Below are 12,786 nucleotides of genomic sequence, written 5' to 3' on the forward strand. Positions count from 1 at the left end.
TCGGCGGCGGCGCGGGCCGCTTCGATCCACGCCCCGCGCCCGAACGCGCGGCCCGCCCGGGCGAGCGCGCCGATCGCGAGCCCGTTCCAGCCCGTGAGCACCTTGCCGTCGACGGCCGGCGGCTCCTCGGCCGCGCGCCCGGTCGCGTCGAGCGCGTAGTACCCGCCCTCGACGCGGCGCCCGCCGACCGTGCTCTCGGAGTCCTGCGCCGACGCGAACCCGCCCGACTCCCGCCGCAGCGTGCCGGCGAGGAACGCCGCGATGCCGGCCGCCACCTCCTCGTCGCCGGCGCGCGCGTACGCGTCGAGCAGCAGCGCGTTGTCGTAGAGCATCCGCTCGTAGTGCGGCTCGGACCAGTCGCGGCGCGTGGAGTAGCGGAAGAAGCCGCCCTCCACGGGATCGCGCAGGTCGGATCCGGCCATCGCGTCGAGCGTGCGGCGCACGAGCGCGCGCGTGGCCTCGGCGCGCTCGGGCGCGAGGGCGCCGGAGGCCGCGAGCGTGTCGAGCAGCAGCACCACGGGCGCGACGGGGAACTTGGGCGCGGATCCGAACCCGCCGTGCTCCGGGTCCTCGAACGCGGCGAGCTCGGCGGCGACCCGGTCGAGGGCGGCGGCGTCGGGCAGGGGCGAGGCGACGGATCCGCGCTCCGAGGCCTCGCGGATCGCGGCGCTCAGCTGCCCGGCGCCCTGCTCGACCTGGTCGCGCCGCGTGGTCCAGGCGTCGGCCACCGCGTCGAGCACCTGCCGGAACGACGGGTGCCCGGCGCGCGGCTCGGGCGGCGAGTAGGTGCCGGCGTGGAAGGTGCGGCCCTCAGGCGTCGTGAACACGTTGAGCGGCCAGCCGAGCTGGTCCGTGAAGGCGCCGGCCGCGGTGATGAGAGCGGAGTCCACCTCGGGGTGCTCCTCGCGGTCGACCTTGATCGCGACGAACCCGTCGTTGAGACGCGAGGCGAGCGCCGGATCCTGGAACGTCTCGCGCGCCATGACGTGGCACCAGTGGCAGGTCGAGTAGCCGACCGAGACGAGCACGGGCACGTCGCGCCTGGCCGCCTCCGCGAACGCCTCGGGTCCCCACGGCCGCCAGTCGACCGGGTTGTCCGCGTGGCTGAGGAGGTACGGGCTGACGGCGTCGGCGAGGCGGTTGGGCATGCGTCCACGCTACGCGCGAGGGCCAGGGCGGGGACGAGACGGCGGCGGGCCGCGGGTCAGATCCAGTCGCGCTTCCGGAAGATCCCGTACAGGACGCCGCTCACGCCGAGCATGAGCACGAGGGAGAAGGGGTAGCCCCAGTCCCAGTGCAGCTCCGGCATGATGTCGAAGTTCATGCCGTAGACGCTCGAGACGAGCGTCGGCGCGAAGAGGATGGCCGCCCAGCCGGAGATCTTGCGGGTCTCCACGCTCTGCCGGTTGCTCGACTCGCTGAGCTCGCGCATCTCCTCGTTCTGCCGCTGGCCGACGAGCGTCGAGTTCACCGTGAGGATGTCACGGAGGAGCACCCGGAACTCCTCCACGCGCTCGTTGACGACGATGACGTGGTCGGCCACGTCGCGGAGGGCCTGCTGCAGGTCCTCGCTCACCTCGTACTTGCCGGATCCCGCCTGCAGCTGCTGCAGCATGCCGCCGAGCGGGCGGACCGCGCGCTGGAAGTCGATGACCTCGCGGGAGAGCTCGTAGATGCGGCGGGACACGGCCGGGTCCCCGTCGAACACCTGGTCCTCGATCTCGTCGATGTCGTTGGCGAGGCCCGTGACGACGGGCGCGTACCCGTCGACGACGGCGTCGAGGATCGCGTACAGCACCGACTGCGGCCCGTGGGAGAGGAGCTCGGGCCGCTCCTGCATGCGCGTGCGGATGGCCGAGAGGTCGGGAGACTCCGCGTGGCGGACGGTGATCACGAAGTTGCGGCCGAGGAACACGTGCAGCTCGCCGAACTCCACCTCCTCGCGGTCGTCCACGTAACGCGCGGCGCGCAGAACCGTGAAGAGGGTGGAGCTGTAGCGCTCGGTCTTCGGGCGCTGGTGGGCCTGCACCGCGTCCTCCACCGCCAGCTCGTGCAGGTCGAACTCCTCGGCGAGCGCCTGGAGCTCCTCGACCGTGGGGCGGTAGAGGCCGATCCACGCCATGGCGTCGGGCCGCTCGTCGAGCTCGCGGAACGTGTCGGCGAGCGTGGCGGGGCTCGCCACACGGCAGCCGTCCACGTACACGCCGTTGTCGACCAGGCTCGGGCGACGCGCCCCCGCCTGGTCATGCTCGCCGTCGCGCTCCCGCTCGGCCCGCGCGCGCGACGCCCCGCCGCCGGCATGCGCGCCGAGGGGCGAGACGCCCCGGCCGACCACGGACTTGAGGCGCGTGCGGATGCGGTGCTGGGACATGACGGACACCGTACCGGGCCGAGGTGACGCGTCCGCGCCCTGTCCCCGGCCTCGCCCGGCCGACGGCGACGCCGACCTCGGGGCGAGGGGACGGGCGGCGCGTCAGGGGGCGATCTCGAGGCGGCGGATGCGGCCGTCCGCGGCCAGCGTGAAGGTGAAGCGGAGGTCCACGACGCCACCGGGGAAGTCGCCCTCGAGGCGGTGCTGGGCGACGAACCGCGACGGGTCGACGACCTCGAGGCCCCGGAACTCCCGGGTGTACGCGTACTCCGACGCCGAGCGGGCCCGCCACTCGGCGATGCCGGCGCCGGTCCGGGCCACGCCCTCGTCGACGACGACCGCGTCGGGTGTCAGCGCGTCGAGGGACCCGGGGATGTCGTCGGCCTCGACGGCGAGGAGATACTGGGCGATGGAGGCGGGGAATCGTGTCGTCATGCGCTCAGCGTGGGGCCTCCCCCCAGGGGAAGGTCCAGCGCGTGGCGGAGACGATGGGCATCGGCGACTTCTCGCGGATCACGCACCTCAGCAGCAAGGCGCTCCGCCACTACCACCGCGAGGGGCTGCTGGTGCCGCGCTCGGTGCACCCGGCGAACTCCTACCGGGAGTACCACGTCGACCAGGTCGCCACCGCCCAGCTCATCCGGCGCCTGCGCGCGCTCGACGTGCCCGTCGACGCCGTGCGCCGCCTCCTCGCCTCCGACGACGCGGTCGTCCGACGGCGGCTGGTCGAGGAGCACCTGGCGGAGATGGAGGAGCGGCTGGCGGCGACGCGGCGGGTGGTGGCCGAGCTGCGGGACCTCGTCGCGCCCGAGGGGCCCGCCCCGGGCATCACGCGGAGGACCGACCCGGAGCGCCGGGTGCTGCTCGTCGAGGAGACCATCGAGCTGCAGGACCTCGACCCCTGGTACCGCGCCACGCTCGCGGAGCTGCGATCCGTCGCGGCGGCGGCGTCGTGCCGCGTGACCGGACCGGCGGGCGGCCTGTGGTCGCGCGAGCTGTTCCTCGCCGGGCGCGGGCGCGCGTGCCTGTACCTGCCGGTCGACCGGTCCGATCCCGATCCGCCCCCGGGCCGCGTCCGCGCCGCGCTGCTCCCGGGGTCGGACCTCGCCGTCCTCGTGCATCGCGGGACGGACGCGACGATCGACCGCGCCTACGGCGACCTGGGCCGCTACGTCGTCCGCCACGAGCTCGGCGCGGAGGGCCCCGTCCGGGAGCGCTACCTCGCCGAGGGCGGCGGGGCGGACGGGGACGAGGTCGTGACCGAGATCGGCTGGCCCGTGCTGCGGATCGACGTGCCGGCGCACGACGGCGACGCCCCGCCCGCCGCGGATCCGCGGCCGTAGGGCTCGAGGGAGCGCCCGCTCAGACCACCTGGTCCGGGTGGCTGCCGACGCGTCCGCCGGCCTCGAGCGCGGTGATCCCGGCCATCTCCTCGTCCGTCAGCGCGAAGTCGAACACATCCGCGTTCTCGATCAGCCGCTCGCGCCGCGTGGTCTTCGGGAAGACGATCGTGCCGCGCTGCACGTGCCAGCGCAGCACGACCTGCGCGTCGGTCCGGCCGTGCGCGGCAGCGGCGTCGCGCACGGCGGGGGCGTCGGCGACGGCCCCGCGGGCGAGCGGGCTCCACGCCTGGACGGCGATCCCGTGCTCGGCCAGGTACTCCGTCGTCGCGCGCTGCTGGTGCCGCGGGTGCAGCTCGATCTGGTCGACCGCGGGGGCGGGGAGCCCGGCCGCGGCCAGCGCCTCGAGGTGCGGCACGAGGAAGTTGGAGACGCCGATGGAGCGGGTCAGGCCCTCCTCGCGGGCGGCGGCGAGCGCCTCCCACGTCTCGACGAAGAGGCCGCGCTCGGCGGCCGGCCAGTGGATGAGGTGCAGGTCCACCGCGGGCAGGTCCAGCCGGTCGAGGCTGCGGCGGATCGCGTCGCGCGCCCGGTCGCGGCCGTGGTCGTCGTTCCAGACCTTGGTGGTGACGAACAGCTCGTCGCGCGGGAGACCCGAGGCGCGGATCGCCCGGCCGACGCCCTCCTCGTTGCCGTACATGGCCGCGGTGTCGATGTGCCGGTAGCCGACCTCGAGCGCCTCGGCGACGATCCGCTCCGCGTCGGCGTCCGACACCTTGTACGTGCCGACGCCGAACTGCGGGATCGGGATCCCGTCGCCCATGGGCACCGACGGGATCGGCGCGCGGAGGACGCCGGCGCCCTGCCCGCCCGTCACGCGCCGAACCGCTCGACGAGCGCGCGCTTGAGGATCTTCCCGCTCGGCCCGAGCGGCAGCGCCTCGACCACCTCGACCCGCCGCGGGTACTTGTAGGAGGCGATGCGCTCGCGCATGTACGCGACCACCTCGTCGCGGTCGACCGACGCGTCCGCCTTCGCGACGACGGCCGCGACGATCTCCTGCCCGTGCTCCTCGTGCGGCACGCCGAACACGGCGCACTGCGCGATGGCGTCGTGCCGGGCCAGCACCTCCTCGACCTCGCGCGGGTACACGTTGTAGCCGTTGCGCAGGATCATGTCCTTCGTCCGGTCGACCACGCGGATGTAGCCCTCCTCGTCGATGGTGCCGAGGTCGCCCGTGCGGAACCAGCCGTCCACGACGGCGCGCGCGGTGTCCTCGGGGCGGTGCAGGTAGCCGTTCATGAGGTTGTGGCCGCGGATCACGATCTCGCCGAGCACGCCCCGCTCGAGGAGCTCCACGCGGTCCTCGTGCTCGGGGTCGGCGATCTCGATCTGCACGCCCCAGATCGGCTTCCCGACGGTGCCCGGCCGGGCCGGCAGCCCCACGTGGTTGAACGACGCGACGGGCGAGGTCTCCGTGAGTCCGTAGCCCTCGTGGATCTCCGCGGCGAACGCCTCCCGGAACGCCTCGATCGCGGCCACCGGGAGCGCGGCGCCGCCCGAGACCGCGTAGCGCAGGGCCGGGCGCGCGGGGTTCCGGGCGGCGGCCGCGAGCAGCGCGAAGTACATGGTCGGCACGCCCATGAAGACCTGCGTGTCGTGCTCGACCATGAGCGCGAGCGCGGTGTCGCCGTCGAAGCGCGGCACCATCACGACGGTCGAGCCCGCCCGGAACGACGCGTTCATGGTGCAGGTCTGGCCGAAGGTGTGGAACAGGGGCAGGCAGCCGAGGATCCGGTCGCCCGCGCGCAGGTCGAAGGTGTCGAGCAGGAGCACGTCGACCTGCATCACGAGCGCGAGGTGGCAGCCCTCCGCGCCCTTCGGCTGGCCGGTGGTGCCGGACGTGTAGAGGATCGTCGCCGTGTCGGACGGCCGGCGCGGCACGTAGGTGCGGACGGGCGTCGCGGCCCGCGCGAGCTCCTCCAGCCGGTCGGGGCCGCCGTCGGAGCCGGCCGGCACGAGCACGCTGATCACCGGCACATCGGCGAGCGCCGCGCCCTTCGCGCCCTGCTCGAGCAGCGGCCCGGCGCAGACCAGCAGCGCGGATCCGGAGTCACGCAGCACGTACGCGATCTCCTCGGCCTTGAGCAGCGCGTGCACGGGCACGACCACGCCGCCGAGCGCGAGGATCGCGTAGTAGACGCGCGGGAAGTCGGCCACGTTGGGGATGAGCATCGCGACGCGCGTGCCCTCGCCCACCCCGCGCTCGGCGAGGGCGCCGGCGTAGGCGCGCGTCTCGTCCCAGAGCTCGCGGTACGTCGTGGACACGTCGCCCACGATCACGGCGACCCGGTCGGCGTGCCGCTCGGCGGACTCGGCGAGGATCGCGGCGACCGACACGGAGGCGAACCCGCCGTGGGGCTGCTCGTGCTCGGGCTGGAGGGGCGTGTCGGAGGTCATGGGCGGATCCCGTCGGTCGTCGTCGACTCGGACGACGGATGCCGCCCGTGCGCCCAGCTGGCCGGCGCCTCCCTCACGACGATAGCCACCGACCCCCGCCCCCGGGGTGCCCGACGGCCCGCGGATAGACTCACCCCAGCATGGAAATCAGCATCGCGTACCCGCCCGAGCTCCCCGTCAGCCGGATGCGCGATGAGATCGCCGACGCCATCCGCGACAACCAGGTCGTCATCGTCGCGGGGGCCACGGGCTCCGGCAAGACCACGCAGCTGCCGAAGATCTGCCTCGAGCTCGGCCGCGAGAGCATCGGCCACACGCAGCCCCGACGGCTCGCCGCGCGCACCATCTCGGAGCGCATCGCGGAGGAGCTCGGCGGCGAGGTCGGCCAGCTCGTCGGCTACCAGGTGCGCTTCACCGACAAGGTCTCGGCCGACACCCGCATCAAGCTCATGACCGACGGGATCCTGCTCAACGAGCTGCAGCGCGACCGCCTGCTCAAGAAGTACGACACGATCATCATCGACGAGGCCCACGAGCGCAGCCTCAACATCGACTTCCTGCTCGGCTACCTCAAGCAGCTGCTGCCGCGCCGGCCCGACCTCAAGCTCATCATCACGTCGGCCACCATCGACCCGCAGAGCTTCTCGAAGCACTTCGGTGACGCGCCCATCGTCGAGGTCTCCGGGCGCACGTACCCGGTGGAGATCCGGTACCGCCCGCTCGTGGCGGAGGCCGCCGTCGCGGGCGAGGACGACGACCTCGCCGACGCGCCGCTCGACCGCCCGGCCGACGATCGCGACTTCCTCGAGGGGATCAACGCGGCCCTCGACGAGCTCGCGGCCGAGTCCTCGGGCGACGTGCTCGTGTTCCTCAGCGGCGAGAACGAGATCCGCGACGCCGAGGACGCCATCCGCAGCCGCAACCTCCCGCACACCGAGGTGCTCCCGCTCTACGGCCGGCTCTCCTCGGCGGACCAGCACCGCGTCTTCCAGCCGTCGACCCAGGCGGGCGTGCGCCGCCGCATCGTGCTCGCCACCAACGTCGCGGAGACGAGCCTCACGGTGCCGGGCATCAAGTACGTCATCGACGCCGGCACCGCCCGCATCTCCCGCTACTCCGTGCGCTCGAAGGTGCAGCGGCTGCCGATCGAGGCGATCTCGCAGGCGTCCGCGAACCAGCGCTCGGGCCGCTCGGGCCGCACGAGCGACGGCATCGCGATCCGCCTCTACTCGGAGGAGGACTTCGCCCGCCGGCCCGAGTTCACCGAGCCCGAGATCCTGCGCACGAACCTCGCGGCGGTCATCCTGCAGATGGTGTCGCTCGGCCTCGGCGACATCGCCGCGTTCCCGTTCCTCCAGCCGCCGGACTCGCGCGGCATCAAGGACGGCGTGGACCTCCTCACCGAGCTGGGCGCGGTCGTCCGCTCCCCCGACGGCACCCCCGCGCTCACCAAGGTGGGTCGCGACCTGTCGCGCCTGCCCATCGACCCGCGGTTCGCGCGCATGGTCGTCGAGTCGCGCAAGCACGGCGTGAGCCGCGAGGTCATGATCATCGTGGCCGGCCTCACCATCCAGGACGTGCGCGAGCGCCCCCTCGAGAAGCGCCCGCAGGCCGACCAGCAGCACGCGCGCTTCGTGGATCCGTCGAGCGACTTCATCACCCTCCTCAACCTCTGGAACCACCTGGAGGAGAAGGAGGCCGAGCTCTCCTCCAGCGCCTTCCGCCGCATGTGCAAGGCCGAGTTCCTCAACTACGTGCGCGTGCGCGAGTGGAAGGACGTCTTCCGCCAGCTCCGCCAGCTCGCCCGCCCGCTCGACCTCCAGATGAACGAGCCGAAGGCCGACCCGGACGGGATCCACAAGTCGCTCCTCGCGGGCCTCCTCTCCCACATCGGGCTGAAGGACGCGCAGAAGAAGGACTACGTGGGCGCCCGGCAGTCGCGGTTCGTGGTGTTCCCGGGATCCGCGCTCGCGAAGAAGCAGCCCGACGCGATCATGAGCGCCGAGCTCGTGGAGACCAGCCGCCTGTTCGCGCGCACCAACGCGGCCATCGACCCGGCGTGGGCCGAGCCCATCGCGGGATCGCTCGTGAAGCGCACCCACAGCGAGCCGCACTGGGAGAAGAAGCAGGGCGCGACCGTCGCGTGGGAGCGCGTGACGCTGTACGGCGTCCCGATCATCCTCAAGCGGCGCGTGCAGTTCTCCCGCATCGACCCCGCGTACGCGCGTGAGCTCTTCATCCGGCACGCGCTCGTCGAGGGCGACTGGGAGTCGCAGCAGGCCTTCGACCGCGCCAACAAGAAGCTCCGCGAGGAGCTCGCGGAGGTGGAGGAGCGCACGCGCCGCCGCGACATCCTCAACGACGACGAGGCCGTGTTCGAGTTCTACGACAAGCGGATCCCGCGCGACGTCGCCTCCACGCGCGCCTTCGAGGGCTGGTGGAAGAAGCAGCGCCAGGAGACGCCCGAGCTCCTCACGATGACCGCCGAGGAGCTGCTCGCCGAGGACGCCGTCGACGTCGACGAGGCCGCGTTCCCGCCCACCTGGCAGCAGGGCGACCAGCGCCTCTCGCTCACCTACCGCTTCGAGCCGGGCGCGCCGGACGACGGCGTGACCGTGCAGGTGCCGCTCGCGCTCCTCGCGCGGCTCAGCCCCGCCGGCTTCGACTGGCAGGTGCCGGGCATGCGGCGGGATCTCGTCACCGCCATGATCAAGGCCCTCCCGAAGGCGCTGCGCAAGAACGTGGTGCCCGCCGCCGACTGGGCCGACCGGCTCCTCGAGGGACTGCCCGAGCCGGATCCGCAGCACCCGGTGGCCTTCACCACCACCATCGCGGGGCTCATCATGCGGAAGGCGCACGTGCGCGTCGCGGACGACGACTTCGACCTCGACCGGATCCCCGCGCACCTGCGCATGGCGTTCCGCGTGGTCGACGAGCGCGGCCGCGAGGTCGCCGCCGGCCGCGACCTCACCGAGCTGCAGGCGCGCCTGTCCAGCCGCGCGCGCGACAGCGTCGCCCGGGCCACCGCGCGTCCCGCCGAGCGCGTCGCCGGCGCGAAGGGCCCCGCCACGCGCGGCATGGAGCGCACGGGCCTCACCACCTGGGACCTCGACGAGCTGCCGCGCTTCGTCGACACGGCGCAGGGCGGCACGGGCGACAGCCGGCACGTCATCCGCGCGTACCCGGCGCTCGTCGACGAGGGATCCACCGTCGCGATCCGCCTCATGGCCACCGCCGAGGACCAGGCGCGCGCGATGCCGGGCGGGGTCCGGCGCCTGCTGGTGCTCGCCATCGCGAACCCCTCGGCCTACGTGAAGCAGCACCTCACGAGCCAGGAGAAGCTGACGCTCGCGACGAGCCCCTACCCGAACGTGCAGGCGCTCTTCGACGACTGCCTGCTCGCCGCCATCGACCAGGTGCTCGAGCGCGTCGCTCCCGGCGGCGCGATCTACTCGAAGGAGCTGTTCGAGACGGCGCGCGACCGCGTCTCGGGCGTGATCATGGACTCGATGTTCGACACGGTCGCGCTCGTCAACCGCATCCTCACGGGGTACCGCGACGCCGAGCGCGCCATCAAGCAGGCCACGAGCATGCAGCTGATCGGCGCGCTCACCGACGCGCGCGAGCAGCTCGCCGGCCTCGTGCACCCGGGCTTCGTCTCGGCCACCGGTCTCGCGCGGCTGCAGCGCCTGCCTGCGTACCTCTCCGGCCTCACCCACCGCGTGCAGCGCCTGCCCGACCAGCCCGCGCGCGACCGCGCGTGGATGACCGAGGTGCAGAAGGCGACCGACCTCTACCGCGAGGCAGGCGGCGTGATCCCGTCCGCGCCGCACGCGCCCGAGTCGCTGGTGCACGCGCGCTGGATGCTCGAGGAGCTGCGCCTCAGCCTCTTCGCGCAGCACCTGCCGACGGCCGAGCCCGTGTCGCTGCAGCGGATCCGGAAGGTGCTTGCGGGCTGACGCCACGGCTCCCCGCTCCGGGGCCCTGACGCCGATCCGACCGCACCGCTTGACCCTCACACCGTGGAAGACGGGAGATTCGACGCATGCTGTCCATCGGGGTCTTCGCGCAGATCGGCCAGGTGACCCACCGCATGCTGCGGCACTGGGACACGGCCGGCCTGCTCGTGCCGGTCCACGTGGACGAGCTCACCGGGTACCGGTCCTACGATCCGTCGCAGCTCGCACGGCTGCACCGGATCGTCGCGCTGCGCCAGCTCGGGTTCGGCCTGGACGACATCGCGTCGATCCTGGAGAGCGGGGTGGACGGCGATCGCATCGCCGCCCTCCTGCGCATCCGCCGGGCCGAGGTCGAGCGGGAGCACCGGATCGCCTCCTCGAGGCTCGTCGACGTGGAGCGGAGGCTCCACCTCATCGAGAGAGAGAAGCGCATGTCCCGCATCGAGATCATCGAGAAGCCCCTGCCCGCGGTCCGCCTCGCGGCCCGCCGCACCGTCGTGGCCGAGCAGCCGGAGGTGGCGGGCGTCGTGGGTCCGTCCTTCGACGCCGTCGCCGCGGTCATCGGCGGTGAGCGCGGAGCCCTGGAGACGCCCATCGCGCAGTACGCCGCCGTCGAGGACGGTCTGGAGGTCGTCGCCGGCTACGCCCACGCGGGGCCGGCGCGCGACGGGTTCGAGGTGGTGGTGCTCCCGGCCGCCGAGGTCGCGGTGTGCGGCATCCACCTCGGCTCCATGGACCGCATCGCCGAGAGCTGGCAGGCCATCCACGCGGAGGTGCTCGCGCGCGGGCTCGTCCACGCGGGGCCGTGCCGGGAGCTCTACGTGCGCGCGGAGTCCGAGGACCAGTCCGACTGGGTCACGGAGCTGCAGCAGCCGGTCCGGCGGCCCTGACGCGCGGCGCGAGCCGGTCCGTCGACGCACGCGCACGGGGCGTCCCGAGGGTGCCCCGCGCCCGGCGCGCATCCCCCGGAGGCGTAGGCTCGGCGGATCACGCACGGACGGCTCGGTCGGACGGCGCGATGCGCGGATCGGGGGATCCGCGGGGAGACGCACAGGGGGCACCGGCATGGACACCGACCTCCGCGAGCGACGACGGCTCCGGTCGCTCGAGGACCTCCACGTGTTCGGCACGGCGCCCGAGACGCGCTTCGACCGCATCACGGTGATGATCGCGGAGTTCTACCGCGTGCCGTTGGCCGCGGTGGGCATCATCGGCGCCGATGCCATCTGGATGAAGTCGAGCGTCGGCCTGCCCTCCGCCCGCTGGCCGCGGCACGGCACCCTCACGGACGCGTCGCTCGACGCGGCCGACGGCATGCTCGTGGTCGAGGACGCCCTGTGCGACGGGCGGTTCGCCACGTCCCCGAGCGTCACCGGGCCGCTCGGCCTCCGCTTCTACGCCGCCCAGCAGCTGCGCGCGCCGGACGGCAACGTCATCGGCGCCTTCCTCATCGCCGACACCGTCCCCCGCGCCTTCGGGCCCACCGACCGCGCGCGACTCGCCCTCATCGGCGACTTCTTCTCCGAGGAGCTGGCCCACGAGACCGACAGGAAGCGCGCCGTCGAGGTCGCCCGCGCTCTCTCCCCGCTGCCGGCGCCCCACCTCGACGGCTACGAGGTCGCGGGCACGAGCGTCCCCGCGCTGGTGGTGGGCGGCGACGTGCACGACTGGTTCCTCGAGGGCGGCGACCTCCGGCTCATGCTGGCCGACGTCATGGGCAAGGGGATCGGCGCTGCGATCCTCGCCGCCGGGGTCCGGGCGACGGTCCGCCTCGCGTCCCGCACGCACGGGGTCCGCGGCACGATGGTGCACGCCGCTGCCGCGCTCGTCGACGACCTCTCGACCGCCGGGTCGTTCTCGACGCTGCTCCACGCCCGGCTGACCCTCGCCACGGGCGTCCTCACCTACGTCGACGCCGGCCACGGCCTCTCGCTCGTGGTCCGGACGGACGGCAGCACGCTGCCCCTGCGCGGCCGCAACCTCCCCCTGGGGCTCGAGGCGGAGGACGGCTGGCAGGAGGAGACGGCCCACCTGCGCCCGGGCGACAGCCTCGTGATCTTCAGCGACGGCATCCTCGACTTCTTCGACGACGAGGAGGGCGCCTACGCGTACCTCGCGGAGCTCCTCCTGCGGGAGGGCTCGGTCCACGCGTTCATCGACGCCCTCATCGCGCTCACGCCGAAGGACCAGGCGGACGACTGCACCGTGATCGCCGTGCGGCGGCTCCCGGACTGATCCCGCCCGTGCTGCTGAGGCCGGCCGGCGTCAGGCGCCGCCCGGCTCCGCGCCCGTCGCCACCGGCCGGTCAGGCCGGTTCGACCACGCCGACCAGGATCCCGGGTACAGCGCCGCGTCGATCCCCGCGATGGCCAGCGCCGCCACCTCGTGCGCGGCGGTGACCCCGGACCCGCAGTAGACGCCCACGATGTCGCCCGGCCGCACCCCGAGCGCCGCGTACCGCGCCCGCAGCTCGTCGGCCGGGAGGAACGCGCCGTCCGCGTCGAGGTTGTCGACGGTCGGCGCGCTCACGGCGCCGGGGATGTGGCCGGCGCGCGGATCCACGGGCTCGACCTCGCCGCGGTACCGCTCCCCCGCGCGGGCGTCGAGGAGCGCGCCCGTGCGCGCCAGCTCGGCGGCAGCGTCCTCGTCGAGCGTC

At 73.6% G+C, this 12,786-nt stretch carries 10 protein-coding genes; 4 read left to right on the plus strand and 6 right to left on the minus strand.

The window, feature by feature from the left end; translation table 11 throughout:
* The 3 genes from DZG00_RS06310 to DZG00_RS06320 all read right to left on the minus strand — a co-directional run.
* The coding region (locus tag DZG00_RS06310; protein ID WP_147359940.1) for a thioredoxin domain-containing protein at positions 1-1,148 on the minus strand (1,148 nt) is incomplete at its 3' end.
* A gap of 56 nt (positions 1,149-1,204) precedes the next feature.
* Complete coding sequence (locus DZG00_RS06315; protein WP_119381924.1) at positions 1,205-2,380, minus strand: magnesium and cobalt transport protein CorA; 1,176 nt, start codon at positions 2,378-2,380, stop codon at positions 1,205-1,207.
* A 93-nt stretch (positions 2,381-2,473) separates the two neighbouring features.
* Positions 2,474-2,806 carry a nuclear transport factor 2-like protein gene (locus DZG00_RS06320; RefSeq protein WP_119381923.1) on the minus strand — a complete coding sequence of 111 codons (333 nt, stop codon included), beginning with the start codon at positions 2,804-2,806 and terminating at the stop codon, positions 2,474-2,476.
* Positions 2,807-2,847: 41 nt separating this feature from the next.
* On the opposite strand from DZG00_RS06320, the gene DZG00_RS06325 reads away from it, so the two are divergent.
* A complete protein-coding gene (locus tag DZG00_RS06325) occupies positions 2,848-3,714 on the plus strand; it encodes a MerR family transcriptional regulator (protein ID WP_119455470.1) in 867 nt (288 codons plus the stop codon).
* A 19-nt stretch (positions 3,715-3,733) separates the two neighbouring features.
* On the opposite strand, the gene DZG00_RS06330 is transcribed toward DZG00_RS06325, so the two are convergent.
* A complete protein-coding gene (locus DZG00_RS06330; protein WP_119381925.1) occupies positions 3,734-4,534 on the minus strand; it encodes an aldo/keto reductase in 801 nt (266 codons plus the stop codon).
* A 50-nt stretch (positions 4,535-4,584) separates the two neighbouring features.
* Positions 4,585-6,171, minus strand: a complete 1,587-nt coding sequence (locus tag DZG00_RS06335) for an AMP-binding protein (protein WP_119381921.1) — start codon at positions 6,169-6,171, stop codon at positions 4,585-4,587.
* A 140-nt stretch (positions 6,172-6,311) separates the two neighbouring features.
* Here DZG00_RS06335 and hrpA point away from each other — a divergent pair, with 140 nt between their 5' ends.
* The 3 genes from hrpA (at position 6,312) to DZG00_RS06350 (ending at position 12,365) form a co-directional block, all read left to right on the plus strand.
* Positions 6,312-10,130 carry an ATP-dependent RNA helicase HrpA gene (hrpA, locus tag DZG00_RS06340; protein WP_119455471.1) on the plus strand — a complete coding sequence of 1,273 codons (3,819 nt, stop codon included), beginning with the start codon at positions 6,312-6,314 and terminating at the stop codon, positions 10,128-10,130.
* An 86-nt stretch (positions 10,131-10,216) separates the two neighbouring features.
* Positions 10,217-11,020 carry a MerR family transcriptional regulator gene (locus DZG00_RS06345; protein ID WP_119382815.1) on the plus strand — a complete coding sequence of 268 codons (804 nt, stop codon included), beginning with the start codon at positions 10,217-10,219 and terminating at the stop codon, positions 11,018-11,020.
* Between the two features lie 175 nt (positions 11,021-11,195).
* A complete protein-coding gene (locus DZG00_RS06350; protein WP_119382816.1) occupies positions 11,196-12,365 on the plus strand; it encodes a PP2C family protein-serine/threonine phosphatase in 1,170 nt (389 codons plus the stop codon).
* Between the two features lie 30 nt (positions 12,366-12,395).
* Here DZG00_RS06350 and DZG00_RS06355 read toward each other — a convergent pair.
* On the minus strand, positions 12,396-12,786 hold a 391-nt coding region (locus DZG00_RS06355), incomplete at its 5' end, for a sulfurtransferase (RefSeq protein WP_255414019.1).

The sequence above is a fragment of the Clavibacter lycopersici genome, assembly GCF_003576405.1.
Classification (GTDB): domain Bacteria; phylum Actinomycetota; class Actinomycetes; order Actinomycetales; family Microbacteriaceae; genus Clavibacter; species Clavibacter lycopersici.

Bases quoted from the DNA above. Each gene is read 5' to 3' on its own strand.
- DZG00_RS06320 (WP_119381923.1), bottom strand. From the start codon at position 2,806: ATGACGACACGATTCCCCGCCTCCATCGCCCAGTATCTCCTCGCCGTC.
- DZG00_RS06350 (WP_119382816.1), top strand. From the start codon at position 11,196: ATGGACACCGACCTCCGCGAGCGACGACGGCTCCGGTCGCTCGAGGAC.
- DZG00_RS06335 (WP_119381921.1), bottom strand. From the start codon at position 6,171: ATGACCTCCGACACGCCCCTCCAGCCCGAGCACGAGCAGCCCCACGGC.
- hrpA (WP_119455471.1), top strand. From the start codon at position 6,312: ATGGAAATCAGCATCGCGTACCCGCCCGAGCTCCCCGTCAGCCGGATG.
- DZG00_RS06345 (WP_119382815.1), top strand. From the start codon at position 10,217: ATGCTGTCCATCGGGGTCTTCGCGCAGATCGGCCAGGTGACCCACCGC.
- DZG00_RS06330 (WP_119381925.1), bottom strand. From the start codon at position 4,534: ATGGGCGACGGGATCCCGATCCCGCAGTTCGGCGTCGGCACGTACAAG.